Here is a 24,567-nt window from a genome sequence, read left to right as displayed (position 1 = left end):
GTGACATTGTCTAAGGGAGTCCTCCGGCCGCTGGCCGGGGCGGGAATGCTGCTGGTCATCATCGCGTTGGTCGCTGTCGCCGTGCTGATGTTCGCCGGTGTGACCCAGAGGTCCGCCACGATCACGATGACCGCTCCACGAGCGGGATTGGTGATGGACCCGGATGCGAAGGTCCAGATGCGGGGGATCACGGTCGGCCGGGTGTCGAAGATCGACTACAACCAGGTGGACCGTGCACAGCTGACGTTGGAGATCGCGCCCGACGAACTCACCAGGATCCCGGGCAACGTCGGTGCACGCATCGCTGCACCGACGGTATTCGGTGCCAAGGGAGTCGAATTGGTGGTGCCCGATCATCCGGCCGGGCACCTGCACGACAACCAGATGTTGAGCGCCAAGCACGTCGAGGTGGAGGTCAACACGGTCTTCGGCGAGCTCACCCAGGTCCTGGCGCAGATTCGGCCTGCAGAACTCAACGCGGCGCTCAGCGCGATCTCGACCGGGTTGAGCGGTCACGGAGAACAGTTCGGTCAGATGCTCACCGATCTGAACGGTTTCATGCGCCAGACGAACTCGGCCATACCCGCACTCCGTTCGCTCCTCGATGATGCCCCGGCGATGATGCGGGTGTACGCCGATACAAGCCGGCCATTGCTGGGCGCGGTGAACCACACGAGCGACATCAGTGACACCCTCGTGGCCGAACAGGGCAACCTCGACGCATTCCTGACCAGTGTGATCGGGCTGTCGAACACCGGCAACCGCGTCCTGGGCGACAACCGCCAGGGCCTGGCCAAGGCGCTGAAGTTGCTGGTGCCAACGACTGCACTCACCGACGAGTACAACAAGGCGATCACCTGCGCCCTGGACGGATTCGGGAACCTGGCGGTGTCGCCGCCCGCAAACGTGCCCGGACTGGGCCTGTCGGCGAATTTCCTCTGGGGCGCCAAGACGTACGACCCGAAGACCAACAAGCCGAAGGTTGCTGCCTCCGGTGGCCCGCAGTGCTCAGTGCTGCCGGTGAAATATCAGGGGAGGCCTCCATACGTGGTGACCGATACCGGCGCCAACCCGTACGGCGAGGGACGAAAGTCATTGGAATTGAATGTGAAGAGCCTTCAGCAGGCGTTGTTCGGGCCGATGCCGGACGGGGCTCCGCAGTGAGAACACGAGTCGATTCCACGACGATCAAGTTCGCTGCGTTCACGACCGTGATGGTGGTCGTGGCGGCTTTCCTGCTGCTGGTGTTCAGCGACCACCGGTCCGGCGACACCACCCGATACCACGCTGTGTTCACCGACGTCTCGGGACTGAGATCAGGGGACACCGTGCGCATCGCCGGGGTGCGCGTTGGCAGTGTGCACGGCGTGGACCTCCGGCCCGACAACAAGGTCCGAGTCACGTTCGACGTCGACAGCTCGATCGGGCTACCCACCGGCAGTGGTGCCGCGGTCCGCTATCTCAACCTCGTCGGAGATCGGTACCTGGAGGTCACCGAGGGTTCAGGGTCGGTGATGCACGGTGGTGGCGAGATTCCATCGACGCGGACCAAGCCCGCTCTCGATCTCGACGTGCTGCTCGGTGGACTCAAACCCGTGATCGCCGGATTGGAACCCAAACAGGTGAACGCCCTGAGCTCCTCGATTCTCGATGTGCTGCAGGGCCAGAGCGGGACGGTCCGCTCCCTCTTCGAGGGAAGTTCGTCGCTGTTCACCACATTGGGCCGAAATGTCGGGGTCATCGAGCAAGTGATCGATCAACTGAAGAAGGTCATGGTCACCCTCGACGGCAATCGGACCCGCTTCGCCGAAGCCATCGATCGACTCGACACGGTCATCGGTGACCTCGCCAGGGACCGCGATCCGATCGGCGCGGCGATCACCGCCCTCGACAACGGGACCGCCACCGTGTCGAACCTCTTGACGCAGGCACGGCCACCGCTTTCCGGATCGATCGACCAACTGTCCAGGCTGGCACCGAATCTCACTCACGACATGCCGACGCTCGAGAAGGCGATACAGCGTTCTCCGGAGAACTTCCGCAAGCTGGTGCGAACCGGCACATACGGCAACTTCATCCAGTACTACGTCTGCGCGGTGAGCGTCCGGGTCTCGGATCCGTCCGGCAAGGTCGTCACCCTTCCGTGGATCGAGCAGACGAAGGGGAGGTGTTCTGGCTGATGTTGCGATATCGCGGTGCGGGGCTCATCAGGTCGGGCTTTGTGGGATTGGCGTTGATCGTCTTGCTGGTCATGGCCGGCCTGAACATGACCAAGTTCACCACCTGGTTCACCTCGGCCACCTACCAGGCGGATTTCGACGAGGCCGCCGGCCTGGCCGGCGGTGCGGACGTGATGGTCTCCGGCGCGCGGGTGGGATCGGTGACCGACGTGACGTTGGCGCAGGGCAAGGCGCGGGTGACGTTCACGGTCGACCAATCCACCCGACTCGGACAGACCACGACGGTGCAGATACGAACGGGATCGCTTTTGGGACAACGCATTCTGACAGTAGATCCGTCAGGGTCGGGCACCATCGGTCCGACCGAGGTGATCCCGGTGTCCCGCACCTCCTCGCCGTACTCACTGAACGAGGCCGTCGACGATCTCACGACCAACTCCAAGGGCATCGACACGTCCTCGCTGAACTCATCACTGAATGTGTTGTCGAAGACCATGAACGATGTGTCGCCGGACCTGGCGCCCACCCTCGACGGACTCACGGAGATGTCGCGCGGCATCAACTCTCGCAACGAGGCCCTCCGGACCTTGCTGTCGACCACCAGCGATGTCACCTCGGTGATCGGGTCGCGTGCCAATCGCATCAACTCGCTGATACTCAACGCGAACATGCTCCTCGATGTTCTGGTCGATCGGCGTCAGCAGATCTCGTCGTTGCTCGTGAACACCGCGGCGGTGTCGCGGGAACTCACGAACCTGGTGGCCGACAACGAGAAACAATTGCAGCCGACACTGACGTCGCTGAACTCGGTCCTGGCCATGCTGGAGCGGAATCGCGATGACGTCGCAAAGGCCATCTCCGGGTATGTCAAGGTGTCCCAGACCCAAGGCGAAGCGGTGTCCAGCGGCCCCTTCTACCAGGCGTACGTCGCCAACCTGCTGCCCGGTCCACTCCTTCAACCCTTCATCGACAGGGCCTTCGGCGTGCACCCGGAGGCGAAGTTCCCGTTGCCGGGGGCACAGTTCCCGCTGCCAGGTGGTGGCCGATGAGGCGATTGACACCGATGACGAGGCAGACACGGATGACCGTGATCGCCGCCGTCCTGATCGTGGTGGTGGTCGCGGGGCTGATCGTCGGGTATCGCCAGCTGACCCGGCCGACGACGATCGATGCGATCTTTGACACCACCACCGGGATCTATGTCGGCGACGACGTGCGAGTCTCTGGTGTGAAGGTGGGCAAGATCGCCGCCATCGAGCCGCAGGGTGAGACGGTCCGCATGGCGCTGAGCGTGGATCACGGGGTCAAGATCCCGGCAGATGCACGAGCCATCATCGTCGCCCAGAATCTGGTGGCCAACCGCTACGTGCAACTCGCGCCTGCGTACGCGACGACTGGCCCGGTGATCGACGACGGAGCGACGATCCCGCGCACACGGACCGCTGTCCCCGTCGAATGGGATGAGGTCAAGGACCAACTGACTCGTCTGGCAACAGATCTGGGACCCCAGGGCGGCGTGTCGGGGAGCTCGGTCGGTCGATTCGTGGACAGCACCTCGCGTGCGCTCGACGGCAAGGGCCGGAAGCTCGGCGACACGCTGGGCGAACTCGGCAACCTGGCACAGCTGCTCGGAGAGAACACCGGCAACATCACCGACACCATCCGCAACGTCCGAGCCTTTGTCAGCGCGGTGCGCGACAGCGGCACCCAGATCGTGCAATTCGAGAATCGTCTGGCAACGCTGACATCGGTGCTGAACGGCAGCCGATCCGATCTCGACAAGGCCCTCACGACCTTGGCCCGCGCAGTGCAGGACGTACAACGTTTTGTGGTCGAGAACCGCGATGCTGCATCAGAACAGGTACGGCGACTCGCATCGGTGACACAGATCCTGGTCGACCACGATGCCGACGTGGAGCAGCTGTTGCATGCGTTCCCGACCAATCTGTCCAACTTCTACAACATCTACAACCCGGACACCGGCACCGAGACGGGGGTCTTCACCGTCAACAACTTCTCCAACCCGATCCAGTTCATCTGCTCGTCGGTGGCCAGCATCGAGAACCTGACCGCCGCCGAGGGCGCGGAGAGATGCCGAAAATACCTCGGTCCGATCGCGCCGATGCTCGCATTCAATTATCTTCCCGTGCCGGTGAATCCGGTGCTGGGTCCGGATGCGTCGAATGTGATCTACAGCGAGAAGAGCCTGATGCCGAGCACACCGCAGAAAGCGAGTGCGCGATCGCGGGATCAGCTTCTCCTGCCGGGACAGGGAGGCCGACGATGATCGGACGATCTCGCCGAACACGCTTGGTGCGAGTGGCTCTGACCTTGTTCTGTGTGGCGATACTCGGCACCGGATGCCAGTGGAACGGCGTGAACTCGCTGCCGCTGCCGGGAACGGTCGGGACCTCGGGTGAGGACTACCACATCGGTGTCGAGATCGCGAATGTCGGTACCCTGTCGGAGAATTCGCCCGTCTTCATCGACGACGTCGAAGTGGGCAGCGTGGGGCACATGTCTGTTCGTGCCTGGCATGCGGTGGTCGATGTCCGGGTGAAGCGCGGGACCGTGGTGCCTGGCAATGCGAAAGCGACGGTGGGCCAGACGAGCTTGTTGGGTTCCATGCACCTCGCCCTCGATCCGCCCAAAGGCGAGCCGCCGGCGGGCCGGCTTGCGCCCGGATCGACAATTCCCCTTGCTCGTTCGGCCGCATACCCGTCGACGGAAGAGACCCTCGCAGCGGTGTCGTCGGTGGTGAACGGCGGTGGTATGGGCCAATTGGGCGGGATCATCCGATCGCTGAACGATGGATTCGGCGGGCGCGAGGACGACACCCGTGAACTCCTGGGACGGATGTCGACTTTCGTCAACACATTGAACAGGCAACGCGGAGATCTCGTGGACCTGCTGGTGCAGGCTCGTCGTCTGAGCTCGGGTTTCGCCGCCCAGAACGACGTGATCGAGAACGCGCTGCAGAAGATTCCGCCCGGTTTGGCGGTCCTGGAACAGCAGATGCCGAAGATCACCTCAGCAGTGGACCGTCTTCGGGTGTTCGCCGACACCACCACCGGGGTGGTGACGCAGGTTCAGTCGGATCTGTTGACCGACCTACGTCATCTGCAACCGACACTGAGATCGTTGGCCGACGTCGGGCCCCAGATGAACGCAGCACTGGCGTATGCGCTGGTCTTCCCGTACGGGCAGAGCGTGATCGACCGGGCCGTGCGCGGCGACTACTTGAATCTCCACGCCACCATCGACCTGACGGTGCCGCGATTGAAGAAGGAACTCTTGCTGGGAACACCATTGGGCGATCCGAACGAAACGGTGCCCTTCGCGCCAGGGGACCCGGGCTACAGCCGGAAACCGACTCACAATCCGTTGTTCTTCCCCGTCGCCCCCCAGAGTCGAGGTGCCCGATGATCCTTTCGCGCTTCGTGCGTGCCCAATTGGTCATCTTCACGGTGATGGCCCTCATCGCGACCTGGATGATGCTGTTCTCCTATATGAAGGTTCAGTCGAAGATCGGAGTCGGCCGGATCGATGTCACGCTGCAGACCGATCACACCGGAGGTCTCTACAAGTTCGCGAATGTGAGCTATCGCGGCGTCGATGTGGGCCAGGTCACCGATGTCGCACTGACCGACACGGGAATCAAGGCCACCCTGTCGATCAACAGCGACCAGCACATCCCCAGCGATCTCCAAGCGGACATCCGGAGCATGTCGGCGATCGGCGAGCTCTACGTCGATCTCCGGCCCAAGACGAACAATCCTCCGTATCTGCACAACGGTTCGGTCATCGAATCCGGCGAGGTGAACGTCCCGCCTCCGGTCGCGCCCATGTTGGAGAAGCTCAACGGTCTTGTCACCAGCATTCCGAAAGACCGCTTGTTCACACTCGTCGACGAACTGAACGACAGTCTCGGCGGGCGAGGATACGATCTGCAACGACTGCTCACCTCGTCGTCGACGCTCGCAGCCGGACTGAAAGATGTCGGTGACGACACCAGCACCTTGTTGAAAGACTCGGTGCCACTGGTGGACTCGCAGGTCGACAGTGTCGATGCGATTCGCATGTGGACGACCGACCTCGAGGGATTCACGGGGCAGGTGGTCACCGACACGCCGCAGGTTCGCAGGCTGCTCAGCTCGGGTCCCGGGTTTGCCGATGAGGTGGAGAAAACGCTGGATTCGGTGAAGCTGACCCTGCCGGTCCTGCTCGCCAATCTGACCACGGTCGGCCAGCTCGCCGTGACCTACAACGCAGGCCTCGAGCAGATCCTCGTCCTTCTGCCGCCGGCGATCTCGATGATCCAGGCGGTACAGCCGAATCGTAACGGTACTCAGTGGGGACTGGGGACCTTCCGGATCAGCGGAACCTCAGACCCGCCGGCCTGTACTGTCGGGTTCCTGCCGCCGTCGAAGTGGCGGCCACCGGAGGACACCACCACAATCGATACGCCGAGCGATCTGTATTGCAAGTTGCCGCAGAACAGCCCGATCGGGGTACGTGGTGCACGCAACATCCCGTGCCTGGGCCATCCGGGCAAACGTGCGGCGACCGCGGCGATGTGCAACAGCGACAAGGAGTTCACACCGCTGGCCACCCGTCAACCCGTGGTCGGGCCCTATCCTCCGGATCCGAATCTGCAGCGGCAGGGCATCACGCCCTCGTCCTACAGCGGCGGCGGATCGTCGACGACACCATCGGTGGGCGCTGCACAGTACAATCCGGACGACGGCACTTACGTGGGCGCCGACGGAACCGCATACCGGCAGACCAACCTCACACAGCCGGGTCGCGCGTCGTCGTGGCAGGGGATGTTGCCGCGATGAGGTCTCGCCCGACCGACCGTTGACACGACGAGGGCCGAGACCGGTGCTCGGCCCTTCCCGGCGAAAGAGTCGGCGCAGCGTCGCCGGTCATCGGGACTGCGCTTGTCCGATGAATCGGTGCGACACATCTCCGGTCGTCCGTCTCACTCACCAGATCGTGCCGGCGGTGGGCGATCACATAGACAGATCCACCGCTCGCCGAGACGAGCGGTGGATCGTGGAGTCGTGACGAGGCTAGACCGGATCGAAAGACGAGATCAGCCAGTTGCCGTCGACTCGGTGGAGGGCGATCTTGACACTGCTGGAGGTCAATTCGGGATCAGGCTTGGTCTTGCTCGTGGTCGATTGGTTGACGAAGGCCAGGACCTCCGCGTCGTCCGCGGACAGCTTCGACACCGCTGATCGCACCACCTGCGCCTTGGTCTCGACGTTGTTCTCGGTGGCCGCGGGTTTGACCACCTTTGCGGTGAATTCCTTGTAATACGTGAGGAATTGACCAGTCAGGTGTGATTGACCCTTCGCGAGGTCGGCATCCAGGGACTTCGGCGAGTAGGACAGCAACGCCACGGTGCCATCGTTCGCCGCGGCCACGGCCTCGCGTGCCGAATCACCGTTGGCGGCCACGTCATCGCGGTACACGGTGGCGTAGGCGGTGCCGGCCGCCGCCACGGCCGCGACCATCGAGACACCCAACGCGATCGGCACGAATCGCCGCCGGAATGACGAGCGGACGTTGCGCATCCCGCCCGCCGGTGCCGTGTTCGGCGCGTCGGGCGCGGTGTCATCCGAACGGGCCTCAGCGGTGCTGCCGTGATCCGGGTCGACTGTGGGCGCACTCTGCGCGGGAGTCACCGAGGTGTCATCGTCGTTCAGATCTGTGTCGGACTCGGGCGTTCTGGGTTTGCTCATGGTACGAAATCCACCTTCGAGATCTTCATCGTTCCGTCTGCGTCGGACACGGTCACGCGCAGTCGCCAGGTTCGCGGTTCCTGCTTCGCGCCTGCAGCGTTGGTGACGTCCGAGCTGGCCGAGACCAAGACCACGGCGTCATCGCCGTTCACCGATTCGACAGCCGACCCGGTGACCTTGCCCTTCGTCGTCACCTTCGATTGCTCGATGACGGACGTGAAGTCCTTTGCCCGGCCTTTGAAGTCGTTGTAGAAGCTGCCGGTGGACTGGTCGAGGATGCGCTGTACGTCGCGCTGGGCGTTGTTGAAATCCAGTGATGTGATCGCCGCGACCCCACGGTCGGCAGCGGCTGTGAAGGTGTCTGCACGTTCGTGTTCGGATGTCGTCGTGTGGTGATGCCAGCCGATGAGGCCCGTTGTCACCAGTGCCGCGATGGTGATCACCGACATCACCGTCACCGCGATGCCTCGTTTCGTCGGACGTCGAAGTGGCGCGATCCGATGCCGAGCGGCCGCCGCGAACCGGCGAATTCTGCCGGGTTCCGCGGTGGCATCGTGGTCCACCACAGCATCCGACTCCGTGAGTTCAGGCTCGGTGAGTTCAGGCTCGCGGACATCGGGCTCGGCGATGGTCACCATCGCACTGGCGGCAACGTGCGTGGCGTCAGCCGGATCGACATCGTCGAGCGCGTCGTCTGTCGCATCACGCTGGGACCGAATGGGGTCGGGTTCTGCGTCGGCGACTTTCTCGTCGGGGTTCTCGCGCTGAGTGCGCGCGATCCGGGCCCGGGCGAGAGCGGCATTTGCGCGGGCGCGAGCCGCGGCCGCCTCCGCCTCGGCGGCCGCGACCTCGGCCTCGGCCACTTCGAGATCGGTGACCTCTTCGGATGGATCGGCGGACGGTGCAACCCCGTCCGACCCGTTCAGGAGCGATCGCGTCATGTCCATGTCCCCCGCATCGTGGTGGATGTCCCGGCGCCGCTGTAGGGCTGGGCCACCAACGATTCGGAGCCCCCCACGCTGCCATGGTCTTCTGCGTTCTTCCGTTTCGGATGGCTCACCATTTCTCCTTTCGCGCCCCTCCGCGGCCCCGGCATCCGCATTCCGAACAGTCGTGTGCGAACCACTCCTCCCAGTTCCTACGTGGCGTCGCAGCTCGATGACAAGGGCACTCCCGACCACCGAGATGGTGCTGGACATCCCCTGTGCCGGTGGATCACGCTCTCGCGAGAGCGGTCCGAAGAGTGGGCCTTCCGCAGAGAATCACCGAGAAGCGAAGGGGACGAAGATGACGGTGCAGTCGGTGCTGGACGAGATCCGCGACCTACCGGGGACAGGGGAGGTGATCCCCATCGTGGACCCGGCGACCGAGGAGCAGATCACCGAGTTCACCGACGTCGGTCCAGAAGCAGTCGACAACGCGGTCGCGCAGGCGAAGAAGGCCGCCGACTCCGGAGTGTGGTCGGGTGTGCCCGACTACGACCGTGCGAAGATCTTGTGGCGGGTTGCCGACCTGATCGACGAGAACGCCGATCTGCTCGCCGATCTCGAGTCGGTCAATGCGGGCATCCCGCCGTCCCAGGCCAAGGTGATCACGGCGGTCGGTTCGGAGTGGTTCCGTTACTACGCCGGTTGGTGTACCAAGATCGACGGAATCGCACGAGATGTGAACACGGGTGGATTGACGGGCGTCGAGTCGCATATGCACGCCTACACGTTGAGAGAGCCGTACGGTGTTGTGGGACTGATCTTCCCGTGGAACGGACCGGTGTTCAACTTCTGTGCCAAGCTCGCGCCCGCGTTGGCGGCTGGGTGCAGCACGGTCGTCAAACCCGCTGAGGAGACACCACTCTCGGCGCTCGTTCTCACCCGGATCCTGGCCGAGGCAGGGGTTCCCGAGGGCGTGGTGAATCTCGTGAACGGCTACGGCCACACCGTGGGTGCGCAGATCACCGCGCACCCCGACGTCGAGAAGGTCGCCTTCACCGGATCGACCGAGGTCGGCAGGGAGATCATGCACGCCTCCGCGTCCAGCAACCTCAACAAGGTCACACTCGAGCTCGGCGGCAAGTCGCCGGTTCTCATCTTCGACGACGCCGACCTGGACACGGCGATCGCGATGGCGGGCTTCGGCTGCTTCCTGCACTCCGGGCAGGTGTGCATGCTGGGCTCGCGGATCTTCGCACAGCGGGGTGTCTACGAACGCGTCGTCGAGGGCATCGCCACGATGGCGAACAACCTGCTGCTGGGTGGGCCACAGGATGAGGGCGCCATGATCGGCCCGCTCATCAGTGAGAAGCAGCTCAAGCGCGTGATGGGTTATCTCGATCAGGGGCGCAGCGACGGCGTCGAACTCGTCACGGGTGGACATCGCCTCGACCGGAAGGGGTACTTCGTGCACCCGACGGTGGCCACCAAGGTCGATCCGTCCACGAGCAGGCTGTTCCAGGAGGAGATCTTCGGGCCGGTCGTCACCGTCCTGCCGTTCGATGACGAGGACGAGGCCATCGCGCTCGCGAACGACACGGATTACGGTCTCGCCGGGACCATCTGGACCTCGAATCTTGCTCGGGCGCATCGCCTTGCGAAGAGGGTGAAGGCCGGGACCGTCGGGCTGAACTGCCAGCTCCAGTTCGACCACTCGATGCCGTTCGGCGGATACAAGCAGTCCGGCTGGGGTTATGAGGCCGGTAAGGCGGGTGTCGACACCTATCTGCAGTCGAAGACCGTCTGGGCGCAGATGTAATCGCCCGCACACGTGGCTGCACGGAGCGGGGCGCCGGCATGGCGAGGCCGACGCCCCGCTCGTGCCGTGGAGCGCACCGTCGTTCCGAACGCCGACTGCTCGCCGAGACCTGGTCCGCATTCTCATCGGTCCGAACGAATTCAGGAGATGGCAGATGACCGCAGCGCAGCTGACCGTGCCGAGCGATTGGGGCGACATCACCCCGGAATGGATGACCGCTGTGCTTGCCGCGCACCATCCTGACGTGGAGGTGTCCGGAGTCGAGGTGACACTCCGCGACGACGGCACGAATCGTCGGGCCCGTCTGGCAATCACGTACGCCGAGGGAGTCGGACCGGCGACGGTTTTCGCCAAGTCGGCTGATCCGGAACACGTCGTGCTACACAAACTCACGAGTGGCCTCTTTCATGAGCCCCGCCTGTTCAACTCCGGGGTGACGTTGCCGATCGAGTGTCCGCTGACCTACGCCGCCCTGATGGACACCGACGGCGACAACTTCTGCCTCGTGATGGAGGACATGGCGGCGCGAGGCGCCGACATGCGCGACGCCACCCGGCCGATGACCGTCGAACAGGCGGCCAACGGGGTGCGCGCTCTGGCCCGGTTGCACGGTCGCTTCTGGGGGCACCGGATCGCGTCGGAGCGATCGCTGGCCTGGCTCGAGCCGTTCGAGACGTGGGAGGGCATGGATGCGGCGCCGATCGAGCAGGCGTACGCCCATCTCGGCGACGATGCGCCCGACGAGGTGACGTCGCTGAGCATCGGTGAACTGATCGATGACATCTGGAAGCCCTACATCCACACACTGACCGCCGGGCCGCAGACGTTGCTGCACGGTGACCCGCACATCGGCAACACCTACCTGCTACCCGACGGTGAGGTCGGCTTCCTCGACTGGCAGGTGGTCCGGCGTGGCAACTGGTCGCTGGATCTGGGGTACTTCCTGCAGGGCGCGCTGACGGTGGACGATCGACGCCGCAGTGAGCGGGATCTGCTCACCGAGTACCGCGATGCGCTCGCGATGCCCGAGAGCGAGAAGCCCGGCCCCGACGATATCCTCCTGGGTTATCGGGCATCGGCCGCACATGGTCTCACGTTGTGGCTCTGCACCGCGAGTGCCGGCGAACTGTGGCAGCGCCCCGACATCGCCAGGGCGCTCGCCCGACGGTATTCCGCGGCATACGCCGATCTGCATACGCGAGAAGCCATTTCGCAGATCGCCGGTTGATCGTGCGTGAGACCGCTTGTGGCTCAGGCGGTCTCGGTACGCCGCTCGCCTGGCGGCTCGCGGCTACTCGACCGGCGGATGGCGGCTACTCGACTGGCGGCTCGCGGGTACTCGACCGGCGGATGGCGTGGGTCGATTCGGAGGCCGCGAGTGAACTCGGTTCGCGCGGGTCGTCGACAACCCGCGTGAACCGACCAGACCCGCGTGTCTGCGGCCTACATCCCGGCAGGCGGATTTCCGAGGGAGATGACGGCGCCCATCGGGTCGGTCACGGCAGCCAGCGTGCCGTACGGCGTCACCTCGCCGGGCATCAGGATCGTGCCGCCGAGTGACTCGGCCTGGGACACCGACGCCGCGACGTCATCGACGGTGATGTAGACCTGCCAGAAGGAGGGCACCTCGGCCGGATGGATCTTGGCCGCGTCCATGATCCCGGAGTAGGAACTGTCGCCGATGAACATCTGCCCGTAGTGATCAGGTCCGACGGCATCCGGATCGCCCCCGGTGCCAACCTCCTCGATGCGAGCACCGAGCACGGCTTTGTAGAAGTCGATCGACTTCGCGTAGTCCTTGGAGTGGGACTCGAACCAGTACGGCGTTCCGTGGTCGCCCCACTGGCTGAAACCGTGGTGCTGGTTCGGCTTCCAGAAGCCGATGGCCGCACCTGCGGCGTCGGTGGCGACCATCATGGTGCCCTCGTCGCCGACATCCATCGGCGGGAACATGACGCTTCCGCCGGCCTCCTCGATCGCCTTGCCGGTGGCCGCGGGGTCGTCGGTGTGCAGGTACACCGACCACACGTTGGCCGGCCCACCCGCCTCGGCCATGTAGGGACTCAGTCCCGCGACCCGCTTACCGTTCTTGGTGAAGTTCTGGTAACCGCCGAACTCCTCACGCGGGGGGCCTTCGACATCCCAGCCGAAGAGTGCGCCGTAGAACTCCACGGCTTTCGCCGGATCACTGCTCATCAGGTCGAACCAGATCGGTGCGCCGACCGGTGCCGAATAGTCGCTCATTGCCGAGTCCTCTCACGGGTTGGGATCGTTCACCACTGTTGACCTCAAGCGTGGCGGAAAATCATCGACGACATGCCGGGTTTGCCGGACACCGATGAGAACGGGGGACCTGCGCGGTCGACACCTTCAACCGACCGTCGTCAGACCGGAACGAGGAGTCCACATGCAGTCCACCGATGTCACCTATGCAGCACAGATCTCCACCGCGGCCGACGTGATGCTCGGCCTGGCGGCCGAGGTCGACGACGACATGCTCCACAGACCGACGCCATGCGCGGGCACCGACCTCGGTGCGCTCATGGCGCACGTGATAGGGCTGAGCGAGGCTTTTGCCGCCGCCGCTCGAAAAGACCTGGGCCCGTCGACATCCACGGCGCCGCAGGTGTCGGAGAGCGTCCTGCCCGACGATTGGCGGACGGTCGTGCCGTCCAGGCTGCGTGACCTCGCGGCGAGCTGGCAGCGTCCCGACGCGTGGCAGGGGATGACGCAGGCAGGCGGAGTCGACGCGCCGGGGGCGATCATGGGCACCATCGCGCTCTCCGAACTCGTCCTCCACGGGTGGGATGTGGCGCGCAGTATCGGTGTCGATCTCGAACTACCCGATGGCATCCTGCAGGTCGTCTACGACTTCCACCATCCCCCGCAGCCGCAGAACGAGCGTGACGGGATGTTCGGGCCGGTCGTCGAGGTCCCGGAGGACGCCAGACTCGTCGATCGGTTGGCGGGGCTGACCGGCCGCGATCCGTTCTGGCCGCATGGCACCCTGGAGGAATGACCGACGGAGTCGACCGATCACGGCCCGACCACGTGCGCCGATGGACCTGGCCTGCCGGGGTGCTCGGCGGACTACTGCTCGTCGCGTTCAGCCTCGTCCCGTGGGGTGTGTCCGATCAGGGGGTCAAGCCGTCGGTGACCGGCCTGGGCCGGGTCTCGGTGCCGGGCGCGGCGCCCGAAGATGTGGCCTTCCTCGAGGACCTCACCCGCAGGCCGGGGCTGATCACTGTCGCCGTCGGTGTGGTGATCGCGATCGCCGCCGCGCTGGCCTGGTGGCGATCGGCGTTGCGGTGGCCCGCCGTCGTGGTGGTGGGCATCGCGTCGGTCGTCTCGCTGGTCGTAGCCGTCGTGACGCTGTCCGATCCCGGCAAGCATCTGTTCGAATCCCGGGTCACCGACGCCATCGATGCGGACACACCGATCATCTCGGTCGGGTACGGCCTGGTCGGAGTGCTGGTCGTCAGTGTGGTGCTCCTCGGCCTGATGATGTCGACGGCGATCATCGGGCGAGACACGGTGGCCGATTCCGCAACCGGACCGGACGTGGCTAGCCCAGCCGACGAATCGTCTTGAGCGGGGGCATGCGATTGAGCGGCGTGAAGCCGATCGGCACCCCGTTAGGGCCGTACGCGTTGAACACCTGGCCGAAGCCTGCGTAGATGCCCACGTGGCTGGCGTCCGGCCAGAAGATCATGATGTCGCCGGGAGCCAGGGCCCCGAACGGGATGGCGTGACCCACGCGTGCTTGCTGCTGGCTGACCCGTGGGAGTTGGATCCCGGCTGTACGGAACGCCCATTGGACGAGGCCTGAGCAGTCCCACGAGTTGGGCCCGGTTCCACCCCACTTGTACGGCTTGCCAATCTGCGTCACGGCCGCGTTGAGGGCCTGCATACCTGCCGGTGTGGAGACCGGTAGGTAGATCTCCATCGATCCCGACGAACCGGATGAACCGGTATCCGCCAGGGCGGGGGGCTGCGCCGCGAATGACGCGCCGATCGCAATACCGGCCGCACACGCGATGCCGGCTACACGACGTCGAATATTCTGCATGCCAATACAGTGACCGACCCGGCAGAAATCGGCTCAACCTTTGGTTGAGAACGTGGCAGAAGTGGCTGAAGTGGCCTGTGGGGCGGTTTACCAGTAGCCGTCGGGGTCGCTGTCCGGCGACTCACCCGGGATGATCCCTTCGGCGACGCCGTGATCGATGCTGGCCGACATCCGTGGGCATGTCGGCATCATCGCGCCCGGCAGGAGTGCCCGGCCCACGTCGCGGTCCGGTTCGAGTTCGTTGCACCTGGCGCGTGCCTCGGTGTTCCACTGGACGCTGGTGTGAAACGAACTGGTCTTCTTGACCAGCACGCAGGCATGACAGCTACGGCACTCGATCTCGCGCATACCACCGCGCAGGTAGTGGTCTCGGTCGCGCTCGGTGGCGTCGTGGACAGCCGCGCGCCGGTCGGGATCGGCATGGAAGTCGGGCGCCTTGGCCCATTCCGATGACCCCGTGATCCCGCCGCGCTCGGCTGCCCGCGTCATCGTCTCAGACCTCGGCCTTCTCCGAGGAGTCGGCGTTGCGGCCATCGGCAGCGGCTTCCTCCTCCTGGCGGCGCAGGTTCTCCTGGATCTCGACGCCCCAGCTCTCGAGGGCCTTCTCGGTGTCGATCTCGTATTCGAAGCGTTCGGACATCTCATCGGTGACGTCGGCCTTGTCGACGTAGAACTGCTCGTACCAGCGACGGAGCTGATAGACGGGACCGTCTTCTTCGACCAGGAGCGGATTGTCGATGCGGGTCTTGTTCTTCCAGATCTCGACGTCCTGGAGGAAGCCGACCTCGACACCAGCCGAGATCTTCGTGGCCATCTTCGACGCCTGCTCGGCGGTGAGGCCATCCGGGACCTTTGCCATCACTCCGTACATGAGCACGAACGAGTTCTCATCGATCGGGTAGTGGCAGTTGGTCAAGATGGTCTCCACCGCGTATCCGCCGTAGTACTGGACCATCGGATTGAGCATGTAGGAGGGCCCGTAGTACGCGGCGATGGACTCCAGTCGACTGTCGCCGTAGTTGGTGCCCAGCGTGATGTCGGGTCGCCCGTGCGAGTTCATGTACTGCGCGGCGATCTCTCCCTCGAAGACGTTCTTGAAGTAGTCCGGCAGGGCGAAGTGCACATAGTAGAAGTGCGCCATGTCGACGACATTGTCGATGATCTCGCGACAGTTGGAGCCCTCGATCACGATCCGGTTCCAGGTCCAGGCGGTCCATTCCTCGGAGCCGACCTCCTCGAGTTCCGGGATGATGCAATCCTCGGGCGGCGGGTTGCCCTCGGGATCGTTGTAGACGAATATCTGTCCGTTACGGGTCATCGTCGGCCAGGCCCGGGTCTTGGCGAGCTTCGGGTTGCGCTTGGCGTATGGCACGGTGGCACACCGGCCGTTGCCCTTCCACTGCCAGCCGTGGAACGGGCACGCGACATTGCCGTTCTTGACGCTGCCCTGACTGAGGTCGCCGCCCATGTGCCGGCAATACGCGTCGAGGACGTTGACATTGCCGTCCTCGTCGGCCCACACGACCAGCTTGGTCCCGAAGATCTGCACCGAGTGCGGCTTGCCGTCGGTGAACTCCGACACCAGGCCCAGGCAGTGCCAGCCGCGTGCGAATCGCGTGGGGGGTGCGCCCGTGTCGATCTCCCGGACGTCGACATCGTCACCGGCGGGGGCTGTGGCGCCGGCCTTCGTGTCGGGTGTCGCAGACATCCATTACTCCTGTCATCTGACGCGTGACTCGCCCGTTCGGTGCGAATCGGCTCACTGCCAATACTAGAACATGTTACAAAAATGAGGAACGAATCGCCCACCGAGGTGTAGATCGGGGCAGGAAATGGGCACAAAGGCCCAGTGCTCGACATAAATGAGAACGTGTTCTAATCTCAAACACGAACGAGAACCAGGGGCGACCTCGATGGTCGTCGAGCAACGAGTAGGAGCAGGCGACATGCCTAGTCAGCGGAGCGAAGCGGCCGAGCAGGTCCTGGAGAAGATCAACGCGCTGCTTCCCGAGATCGAACAACGGGCTCAGCAGACCGAAGACCTGCGTCGCATCCCGGACGAGACCGTCTCCAGCCTCGAAGGCGCGGGCTTCTTCAAGCTGATGCAGCCGGAGCAATGGGGTGGATACCAGGTCGACCCGGTCACGTTCTACGAGGCCGTTCGCCGGATCTCGACCGCCTGCGGCTCGACGGGCTGGGTGTCGGGCATCATCGGGATCCACAACTGGCACCTCGCGCTGTTCACCCAGCAGGCCCAGGAGGACGTCTGGGGCAAGGACACCTCGGTTCGCATCTCCTCGTCGTACGCCCCGATGGGTATGGGCGAGGTCGTCGACGGTGGATACAAGGTCAACGGAAACTGGGCGTTCTCGTCCGGATGCGAGATCGCCGATTGGGTTTTCGTGGGTGGTCCCGTCATCAAGAACGGGAAACCGGTGGATTTCGTCTCCTACCTGCTCCCGCGCGAGGACTACAACATCAAGGACGTCTGGCATGTGGTGGGGCTCAAGGGCACCGGCTCCAACACGATCGAGGTCAAGGACGCGTTCGTGCCGACCCATCGCGTGCTGAGCATGCGCACCATGGCCACCTACCAGAGCCCCGGGCTCGAGCGGAACACTGCACCGGTGTACAAGATGCCCTGGGGGACAATCCATCCGAGCACCATCTCGACGCCGATCGTCGGAATGGCCTACGGCGCCTACCAGGCGCACGTCGAGCATCAGGGCAAGCGTGTGCGCGCGGCATACGCCGGGGAGAAGAGCAAGGACGATCCGTTCGCCAAGGTGCGGATCGCCGGCGCGGCGAGCGACATCGACGCCGCGTGGCGTCAGCTCACGGGCAACCTGCAGGACGAGTACGACCTGATCCTCGCGGGCGAAGAGCCGCCGATGGAGCTGCGCCTCGCGGCGCGTCGTGATCAGGTGCGGGCCACCGCCCGTGCCGTTGCCGCGATCGACACGCTCTTCGAGAATTCGGGCGGTGGCGCGCTCAACCTCGATTCGCCGATCCAACGGTTCTGGCGTGATGCCCATGGCGGACGTGTGCACGCGGCCAACGATCCCGAGCGCGCCTACGTCGCCTTCGGCAACGGCGAGTTCGGCATCCCCATCGGCGACAGCATGGTCTGATTCAGACGTTTCAGAGCGAGGAACGAGCAGTAGGAGTCAGAACAGATGAGTGACAGTCCGATCCGGTCTCTCGGATACATGAGGATCGAGGCCACCGACGTCGACGCCTGGCGCGACTACGGTCTCAAGGTGCTCGGCATGGTCGAGGGGAAGGGACTCACCGACGGCGCCCTCTACCTTCGGATGGACGACTTCCCGGCTCGGCTGGTGATCGTCCCGGGCGAACACGACCGCCTGGCGAGTTCCGGTTGGGAATGTCCGAATGCCGAAGCCCTACAGGATGTGCGGGATCGCCTGTCGGCGGCCGGAGTCATCTTCCGGGAGGGCAAGGACGACGAACTCGCGGACCGCCGCGTGGTCGAGATGATCGTCTTCACCGATCCGGCGGGTAACACCATCGAGGCGTTCCACGGTGTGGCGCTGGAGCATCGCCGGGTGGTCAGCCCCTATGGTCACAAGTTCGTGACCGGCGAGCAGGGACTCGGGCACGTCGTGCTGACGTGTGATGACGACAAGGCGGCGCTGGCGTTCTACCGAGATGTGCTGGGGTTCGGTCTCCGTGACTCGATGCGCCTACCGCCGCAGGCCGTCGGCAGGGAGGAGGGCGACGAGTCGCCATGGCTTCGCTTCCTCGGCTGCAACCCGCGCCATCATTCGCTGGCGTTCCTGCCGATTCCCAACAGCACCGGGATCGTGCATTTGATGCTCGAAGTGGAGAACTCGGACGACGTCGGACTGTGTCTGGATCGCGCGCTGCGCAAGAAGGTGAAGATGTCGGCGACCCTCGGGCGACACGTCAACGATCTGATGCTCTCCTTCTACATGAAGACTCCAGGTGGCTTCGACGTCGAGTTCGGTTGCGAGGGAAGAACCGTCGTCGACGACGAGTGGGTGGCGCGGGAGAGCACCGCCGTGAGTTTGTGGGGACATGACTTCACTGTCGGATTCCAGAACTGAGATGACACACACACCGTATGGCTCGGCGGACTTCGACTCGAGGCAGTTCCGGACTGCGATGGGGCAGTTCTGTACCGGCGTCACCGTCATCACCACGATCGGTGAGGACGGGGCGCCGGTCGGATTCGCCTGCCAGTCCTTCGCCGCGCTGTCTCTGGACCCCCCGCTCGTGATCTTCTGCCCGATGAAGACCTCGCGGAGCTGGAAGGTCATCGAGCAGACCGGCAAGTTCTGTGTCAACGTGCTGTCCAACCGCCAGCAGGACGTCAGCGCCGCGTTCGGGGCACCCGGTGACGACAAGTTCCGCACCATCACCTGGGACCCGTCACCGGCGGGACTGCCGGTGATCCGGCACGCCCTGACGTGGGTGGAGTGCGACGTCGAGCGGGTCACCGATGGCGGGGATCATCACATCGTCATCGGTCGTGCACTGACCTTGGGCGATGTGTTGCAGGACAAGCCGTTGCTGTTCTACCGCGGCGGATACCTGTCTACCGAGCATCCGCGGGTGACGCCCGCACAGGCCGAATTGGAGAATTTCCTCACCTGGACCGGAGGCGACACCTGGCTATGAGCTCACCGACGAGCGAATCAACCGACACGGGGATCGTGCGTCCTGTCGATGTCACGCGGCCACTGACCGATGCGATCGCCGAGGCAGAGAGGTTGATCGCCTCGGCCGAGTTCGTGGAGAGCGAGCAGGATCTCGCCGAGGGGTACGACTACCTCGGGGGCAGTATCGCCGCGATCGTGCAGTTGGTGCGGACCCGGCAGAAGAGCCACCCGAACTTCATCACGTCGACCGGACCGACGACGAAGATGGGCCTCGACAACCCGGACACGCTCTACTATCACGCGGATGTGGAGTCGGACGGGACGTATGTGGTGCGCGGACGGCGTGGCAGCACAGTCGATCTGAGCTTCCAGGTGCTCGCGGGCGACTACACGGCGTCGAATGTCCCCGGCGGCGATGATGCGTTCGACGACCGCCGTATCCCGATCGACGCGGACGGAGACTTCGAGATCACCTTCGGCCCGCCGATCGACGAGGAGCGTGACGACTACTTCGTGCTGGCCGACGGCGCTTCGATGCTCGCGGTGCGTGAGGTGTATGGCGACTGGACGCAGAAGAAGGGGTCCATCTCCATCGAACGGATGGACACCGTCGGAACCGCCCCGGAGGAACCGGATCTCGCGCGCGTGACGCGGCGATATGCAACGGCGGGCAAGATGCTCACCTCACGGATCAACACCTGGTTCAACTTTCCGAAGTGGTTCTACCTGGACGAGCCGGTCAACACCTTCACCGCGCCGCGGCTCACTCCTGGCGGGCTGGCGACCCAGTCGTCGTCGGTCGGACATTTCCGCCTGGCCGACAACGAGGCGATGGTGATCACCGTGCCGAAGTCGGAGGCGCCCTACCAGGGTTTCCAACTGGGCAGCATGTGGTACATCTCGCTCGATTACGTGAATCACCAGACGAGCCTCAATTCTGCGCAGGCGCAGGTCGATCCGGACGGCATGATCCGGATGGTCGTGTCGCGGCGGAATCCGGGCGTCGCCAATTGGATCGAGACCACCGGACGTACCACCGGGATAATGCAGTTCCGCTGGCAGCGCACCGATCACCCGATACCGTCAGAAGGCGGACCGACGGCACAGGTGATCGACATCGACGATGTCGAGGCGCATCTGCCGTACTGGTCCGACAATGTCATCGACGCGGCCGGATGGGCCGAACGAATCGCGGCGCGCCAGCGTGCCTTTGCCGAAAGGATGTTGGGATGACGTCATCGGTGTCCGGAGGACTGCTCGCCGACAAGGTGGTCGTGGTGTCGGGGGTGGGTCCGGGTCTGGGTAGATCGATCTGTCTGCGCGCCGCGGCCGCTGGCGCGAAGGTCGTGCTGGCCGCGCGTACCGAATCGCGTCTGAAAGAGGTCGCCGCCGAGGTCGACGATGCCGGTGGCACGTCGTTCGTGGTACCGACCGACATCACCGACGACGATGCGGTGAACGGGTTGGTGGCGGCGACGATCGGCGAGTTCGGGCGGGTGGATGTGGTGGTGAACAACGCGTTCGCACTGCCCTCGATGAAACCGCTGGCGCGCACCGACTTCGATCACATCACCGCGAGCCTCGACCTCACCGTCCTGGGTACGCTCCGGGTGATCAAGGCCTTCACCGATCCGCTCGCCGAGACCGACGGGGCCTTCGTCAACATCAACTCGATGGTCATCCGGCACTCCGAACCGCGTTACGGAAGCTACAAGCTGGCCAAGTCGGCGATGCTCGCGATGTCACAGACACTCGCGACCGAGTTGGGCGACAAGGGTATCCGGATCAACACCGTGGCGCCCGGATACATCTGGGACGATCAGTTGAAGTGGTACTTCGGTGAGGTCGCGAAGAAGTACGGGATCACCCAGGAGCAGGTCTACGAACAGACCGCGAGCAAATCGGATCTCAAGAGGTTGCCCGAGCCGGACGAGATCGCCGAGGCGGTGGTGTTCTTGGCATCACCGATGGCCAGCGCGATCACCGGCCACACCCTCGACGTCAACTGTGGTGAATACCATGACTAGTGCGGCTCGTGTGCCAGGCGCCGGGAGTGCGGCGAGCGGGCCGCGTCTCAATGTCGGTACGAGCGCAGACCTGCACGAATCTGCCATGCGAGCAACGGGTCTGGACGACTTCGGCGACCCGGACGACTACCGTGAGGCGCTGGAGGTGCTGCTCGAATCGTATGCACGGGACGCCGATCTCACCGAACTGGGCAGCAAGATGTTCCGCTTCTTCCTCAAAGGAGCGCTGATCGCCCGGCTGTTGTCCGAGTCGTCGTGGCAGACAAATCCGTCTTACGCGGACGTGCCCGTCACGCGGCCGATCTTCGTGACCGGGTTGCCGAGGACGGGTACCACGGCCCTGCACCGACTTCTCACCGCGGATCCCGCACATCAGGGATTGGAGATGTGGCTCGCCGAGTTCCCGCAGCCGCGCCCGCCGCGCGACACCTGGGCGTCGAATCCGGTCTATCGGCAGATCAATGCCGGACTGGAGAAGCATCACGTGGCGAACCCCGAGTTCATGGGTCTGCACTACCTCGACGCCGGTGAGGTCGAGGAGTGCTGGCAACTGCTGCGGCAGAACGTCATGTCGATCTCCTATGAGTCGCTGGCCCACCTGCCCACCTATTCCGGCTGGCTCGCGCAGCAGGACTGGACGCCCACCTATCAGCGGCACCGCCGTAATCTGCAGATGATCGGACTCAACGATCCGGAGAAGCGCTGGGTCCTCAAGAATCCCAGCCACATGTTCGCGCTCGACGCGTTGATGGCCGCCTATCCCGATGCGCTGGTGATCCAGACCCACCGGCCCCCGGAGACGATCATCGCGTCGATGTGCAGCCTGGCCGAGCATGCGACCCCGGGATGGTCGAACACCTTCGTCGGCGACAAGATCGGTGAGGCGCAGCTCGAACTCTGGTCGCGAGGGCTGCGCGAGTTCGAGGCCGCGCGCCGCAACCATGACCCGGCGCAGTTCCTCGACATCGATTTCGCAGATCTGCGCAGCGACCCGTTCGGCACCGTCGAGCGGGTGTACTCGGCGTTGGGTGCGGAGTACACCACCGAGGCGCGCAGTGCGATGGAGGCCCTCGATGCCGAGAGTCGGTCGGGTGCACGTAAACCGCAGCACCAGTACAGTCTTGCCGACTACGGACTGACCGAAGGCGCCGTCGCGGAGGCTTTCGCCCGCTGAGTGGCGCCCTGGGGAGTGATCGGCACCCGGCATGAAACGCTCGGCCCGCGTCTGCGGGCCGAGCGTTTCACATGGTTACCGATCGGTTTGCTACTCGCTGGACAACGAACTGCTGGATGACGAACCGCTGGACGACGAACTGCTGGATGACGAACTGCTGGATGACGAAGTACCGGAGGACGATCCGCCCGAACTCGACGACGACCCCCCTGACGTCGACCCGCTGGATGATGAGTCACCGGACGACGAGGCAGTGGATGAGGAGTCGCCGGAGGATGATCCGCCGGAAGATGGCTCGCTCGCCGTCGAGTCGCTGGAGGTCGAGTCGCTCGACGTCGATCCGCTGTGCGTCCCGGAGGCGGACTGGCCGCCGGTGGAGTCGCTGTGCGAGCCGGCCGACGATCCACTGTCAGAACCGGACGCCGCCGGACTGGTGGTTTCCGTTGCCGGAGAGGTCGTCGCGGTGGTGCCCGACGGGCTGGTGCCCGACGAGATGTCCGACGACGTCGCGTCGTCGGCAGGCGAGCCGAGGTCGAGCTTCACCGTCTTGACCGCCGGTGCGTCGACCGAGGCGGCAGCACTCGTCGACGATGCCGAGGTGGTGTCGGCGTACGCGGCCGCGAGCCTGTCCGCCGCGTCGGTGGTGCTCGTCGAGCCGCCGGGCAGCTGGGGGAACTCCAGTCCGGCCAGTGGGGGAACAACCTTGCCGTTCTTGCCATCCCAGTTGTCGCCGAGGAGCGCTCCGATGGTCTGGGACATGCCCTCGAGAGCGCCGATCGGACCGACCGCCTGCCCGGGGATGTCCAGGGTGAACGGGGCTCCCAGAGCGTCGGTCGTCAGGTTCAGCCCGATGCTGTTGAGGATCGAGCCGCCGGCTGCGGCGATCGTGCCACCGTTCACGTCATAGGTGCCACGCCCGATGCTGCCCGGGGTGAACAGACCACCGAAGGCGATGTCGAGGCTGTTGAGCGTGGTGCCGCCCAGTAGCCCGGCATCGTTGATCATCGGCGTCAGGCCGGTGAGATCGAGGGTCGCGCCGTTGAAGAACGATCCGACCACATTTGCCGGCGCATCCCAGAGGTCGGAGAATGCGGCCGATGGATCGCCTGCCTGCACCGCTGCCGCAATGCTGATGGCGCTGTTGAGAACAGCGACCGCGGGGCTGACCGCCGGGCCCGCGAGACCGATGAGGACGCCGCTCAGAGGCGAGGCCAGCACGTTCATGACCGTGGAGATGACGGCGGGGTCGATACCCCCGTCGGCGGGCAAGAACTGCGGGAGCAGGGAAAGGATCAGGCCGTGAAGACCCTCGACGGTGTGATTCGTGACCGTGCTGGTGGTGTCCGCATCCGCCCCGATCAGCGTCAGTCCTGTTGCGATCGCCTTGAGATTGCTGCGCATGGAGTCGATCACGGTGTCGACACTCGACGGGTCGTCGATCACTTGCTGCAGGTAGCCCGCCTGGTTGACGATCGCCTGCTGCAGCGACACACCGGGAGCCAACATGAAGTTGCCGAACAGCGTCGATGCATTGGCCGATGTCTTGTTGAACGCGTCGATGTACGCGGTGAAGGGTTTCCAGTCCGCAGCGAGTTGCACCGCGGCCGTCTCTGTGGCCGGCTGTGCGAGCGGTGCCGTGGAGGTCAGGCTCGGCGCAAGCGCGATCATGCCGACGCCGGCAACGGCGACGCCTGCGGTGACCCAGGAGCGGGTGGAGGGGCGGCTACATGGTTCCTTGGCATCGATGGCGACGGGGGCTGAGCGCTGCACGGGTACTCCTTAGTACGCATAAGTAACATAAGAACTCCCTGAACATAGACTGAGCAGTCTCACAACGGGAGAGCTTTGGGGAATTCGCTCTCGAGCGGATCCGGGCGTCGGGGGGCGCTCAAAGTGGGCGTGCGTGAGACCGGTCGGGGCCGGGCCAAAAACAGTGGCGCCGAACGGTTCCTCGGGTATGGTCACTTCGCACCCGAGGT

Annotated in this window: 23 protein-coding genes; 16 read left to right on the top strand and 7 right to left on the bottom strand. The window is 64.5% G+C overall.

Annotated features, from left to right (window positions below; translation table 11 throughout):
- The 6 genes from IDF66_RS08160 to IDF66_RS08135 are packed head-to-tail and all read left to right on the top strand — an operon-like array spanning nt 1 to nt 7,021.
- Nucleotides 1-1,164, top strand: a complete 1,164-nt coding sequence (locus IDF66_RS08160) for an MCE family protein (RefSeq protein ID WP_317628629.1) — start codon at nt 1-3, stop codon at nt 1,162-1,164.
- Entirely contained in the window at nt 1,161-2,180 is a 1,020-nt protein-coding gene (locus IDF66_RS08155) for an MCE family protein (protein ID WP_190266468.1), read from the top strand. The genes IDF66_RS08160 and IDF66_RS08155 overlap by 4 nt, the downstream gene beginning before the upstream one ends.
- Nucleotides 2,180-3,229 (top strand): MCE family protein, encoded by a 1,050-nt coding sequence (locus IDF66_RS08150; protein WP_190267388.1) that lies wholly within the window; start codon nt 2,180-2,182, stop codon nt 3,227-3,229. Before IDF66_RS08155 ends, IDF66_RS08150 begins: the two co-directional genes overlap by 1 nt.
- Before the next feature lie 14 nt (nt 3,230-3,243).
- Nucleotides 3,244-4,467, top strand: a complete 1,224-nt coding sequence (locus IDF66_RS08145) for an MCE family protein (RefSeq protein ID WP_190266467.1) — start codon at nt 3,244-3,246, stop codon at nt 4,465-4,467.
- 32 nt (nt 4,468-4,499) lie between these two features.
- Nucleotides 4,500-5,606: an MCE family protein gene (locus tag IDF66_RS08140; RefSeq protein WP_317628627.1), complete on the top strand. Its 1,107-nt coding sequence runs from the start codon at nt 4,500-4,502 to the stop codon at nt 5,604-5,606.
- Nucleotides 5,606-7,021 carry an MCE family protein gene (locus tag IDF66_RS08135; protein ID WP_164307785.1) on the top strand — a complete coding sequence of 472 codons (1,416 nt, stop codon included), beginning with the start codon at nt 5,606-5,608 and terminating at the stop codon, nt 7,019-7,021. The genes IDF66_RS08140 and IDF66_RS08135 overlap by 1 nt, the downstream gene beginning before the upstream one ends.
- 234 nt (nt 7,022-7,255) lie before the next feature.
- Here IDF66_RS08135 and IDF66_RS08130 read toward each other — a convergent pair whose 3' ends face one another.
- Together IDF66_RS08130 and IDF66_RS08125 are read right to left on the bottom strand one after the other, a co-directional pair.
- Nucleotides 7,256-7,930, bottom strand: a complete 675-nt coding sequence (locus IDF66_RS08130) for a hypothetical protein (protein ID WP_190266465.1) — start codon at nt 7,928-7,930, stop codon at nt 7,256-7,258.
- Complete coding sequence (locus IDF66_RS08125) at nt 7,927-8,871, bottom strand: hypothetical protein (protein WP_190266464.1); 945 nt, start codon at nt 8,869-8,871, stop codon at nt 7,927-7,929. The genes IDF66_RS08130 and IDF66_RS08125 overlap by 4 nt, the downstream gene beginning before the upstream one ends.
- A gap of 346 nt (nt 8,872-9,217) precedes the next feature.
- On the opposite strand from IDF66_RS08125, the gene IDF66_RS08120 reads away from it, so the two are divergent.
- Both IDF66_RS08120 and IDF66_RS08115 read left to right on the top strand, forming a co-directional pair.
- Nucleotides 9,218-10,675: an aldehyde dehydrogenase family protein gene (locus IDF66_RS08120; protein WP_164307381.1), complete on the top strand. Its 1,458-nt coding sequence runs from the start codon at nt 9,218-9,220 to the stop codon at nt 10,673-10,675.
- Nucleotides 10,676-10,829: 154 nt separating this feature from the next.
- Entirely contained in the window at nt 10,830-11,903 is a 1,074-nt protein-coding gene (locus IDF66_RS08115) for a phosphotransferase (protein ID WP_190266463.1), read from the top strand.
- 215 nt (nt 11,904-12,118) lie between these two features.
- On the opposite strand, the gene IDF66_RS08110 is transcribed toward IDF66_RS08115, so the two are convergent.
- Nucleotides 12,119-12,919 (bottom strand): VOC family protein, encoded by an 801-nt coding sequence (locus IDF66_RS08110; protein WP_190266462.1) that lies wholly within the window; start codon nt 12,917-12,919, stop codon nt 12,119-12,121.
- Between the two features lie 163 nt (nt 12,920-13,082).
- On the opposite strand from IDF66_RS08110, the gene IDF66_RS08105 reads away from it, so the two are divergent.
- Together IDF66_RS08105 and IDF66_RS08100 are read left to right on the top strand one after the other, a co-directional pair.
- Nucleotides 13,083-13,694: a TIGR03086 family metal-binding protein gene (locus IDF66_RS08105; protein ID WP_190266461.1), complete on the top strand. Its 612-nt coding sequence runs from the start codon at nt 13,083-13,085 to the stop codon at nt 13,692-13,694.
- The gene (locus IDF66_RS08100) at nt 13,691-14,266 is read left to right on the top strand and encodes a hypothetical protein (protein ID WP_190266460.1); all 576 of its coding nucleotides are present in this window, start codon (nt 13,691-13,693) and stop codon (nt 14,264-14,266) included. The genes IDF66_RS08105 and IDF66_RS08100 overlap by 4 nt, the downstream gene beginning before the upstream one ends.
- Here the strand turns inward: IDF66_RS08100 and IDF66_RS08095 are convergent.
- The 3 genes from IDF66_RS08095 to IDF66_RS08085 form a co-directional block, all read right to left on the bottom strand.
- On the bottom strand, nt 14,241-14,744 hold the full coding sequence (locus IDF66_RS08095; RefSeq protein ID WP_164307376.1) for a C40 family peptidase: 504 nt from the start codon (nt 14,742-14,744) through the stop codon (nt 14,241-14,243). The genes IDF66_RS08100 and IDF66_RS08095 overlap by 26 nt on opposite strands.
- A gap of 87 nt (nt 14,745-14,831) precedes the next feature.
- Entirely contained in the window at nt 14,832-15,233 is a 402-nt protein-coding gene (locus IDF66_RS08090; RefSeq protein ID WP_164307375.1) for a hypothetical protein, read from the bottom strand.
- A 4-nt stretch (nt 15,234-15,237) separates the two neighbouring features.
- A complete protein-coding gene (locus IDF66_RS08085; protein ID WP_164307374.1) occupies nt 15,238-16,452 on the bottom strand; it encodes a Rieske 2Fe-2S domain-containing protein in 1,215 nt (404 codons plus the stop codon).
- A gap of 238 nt (nt 16,453-16,690) precedes the next feature.
- Between IDF66_RS08085 and hsaA the strand changes: the two genes are divergently transcribed.
- The 6 genes from hsaA to IDF66_RS08055 are packed head-to-tail and all read left to right on the top strand — an operon-like array spanning nt 16,691 to nt 22,588.
- A complete protein-coding gene (gene hsaA, locus IDF66_RS08080) occupies nt 16,691-17,875 on the top strand; it encodes a 3-hydroxy-9,10-secoandrosta-1,3,5(10)-triene-9,17-dione monooxygenase oxygenase subunit (protein ID WP_164307373.1) in 1,185 nt (394 codons plus the stop codon).
- Between the two features lie 45 nt (nt 17,876-17,920).
- Complete coding sequence (hsaC, locus tag IDF66_RS08075) at nt 17,921-18,832, top strand: iron-dependent extradiol dioxygenase HsaC (RefSeq protein WP_164307372.1); 912 nt, start codon at nt 17,921-17,923, stop codon at nt 18,830-18,832.
- A 1-nt stretch (nt 18,833) separates the two neighbouring features.
- Nucleotides 18,834-19,406, top strand: a complete 573-nt coding sequence (gene hsaB / locus IDF66_RS08070) for a 3-hydroxy-9,10-secoandrosta-1,3,5(10)-triene-9,17-dione monooxygenase reductase subunit (RefSeq protein WP_164307371.1) — start codon at nt 18,834-18,836, stop codon at nt 19,404-19,406.
- Nucleotides 19,403-20,620, top strand: coding sequence for a hypothetical protein (locus IDF66_RS08065; protein WP_190266459.1), 1,218 nt, complete (start codon nt 19,403-19,405; stop codon nt 20,618-20,620). The genes hsaB and IDF66_RS08065 overlap by 4 nt, the downstream gene beginning before the upstream one ends.
- A complete protein-coding gene (locus IDF66_RS08060) occupies nt 20,617-21,414 on the top strand; it encodes an SDR family oxidoreductase (RefSeq protein ID WP_164307369.1) in 798 nt (265 codons plus the stop codon). Before IDF66_RS08065 ends, IDF66_RS08060 begins: the two co-directional genes overlap by 4 nt.
- Nucleotides 21,407-22,588 (top strand): sulfotransferase family protein, encoded by a 1,182-nt coding sequence (locus IDF66_RS08055; protein ID WP_190266458.1) that lies wholly within the window; start codon nt 21,407-21,409, stop codon nt 22,586-22,588. Before IDF66_RS08060 ends, IDF66_RS08055 begins: the two co-directional genes overlap by 8 nt.
- Nucleotides 22,589-22,678: 90 nt before the next feature.
- Here the strand turns inward: IDF66_RS08055 and gjpA are convergent, their stop codons facing one another.
- Nucleotides 22,679-24,358, bottom strand: coding sequence for an outer membrane porin GjpA (gene gjpA / locus IDF66_RS08050; protein ID WP_190266457.1), 1,680 nt, complete (start codon nt 24,356-24,358; stop codon nt 22,679-22,681).
- Nucleotides 24,359-24,567 lie beyond the last annotated feature (209 nt).

The organism is Gordonia hankookensis, from assembly GCF_014673215.1.
GTDB classification, from domain to species: domain Bacteria; phylum Actinomycetota; class Actinomycetes; order Mycobacteriales; family Mycobacteriaceae; genus Gordonia; species Gordonia hankookensis.
The sequence above is the reverse complement of the archived record's forward strand: the minus strand, read 5'-3'. Positions and strand labels throughout refer to the sequence as shown.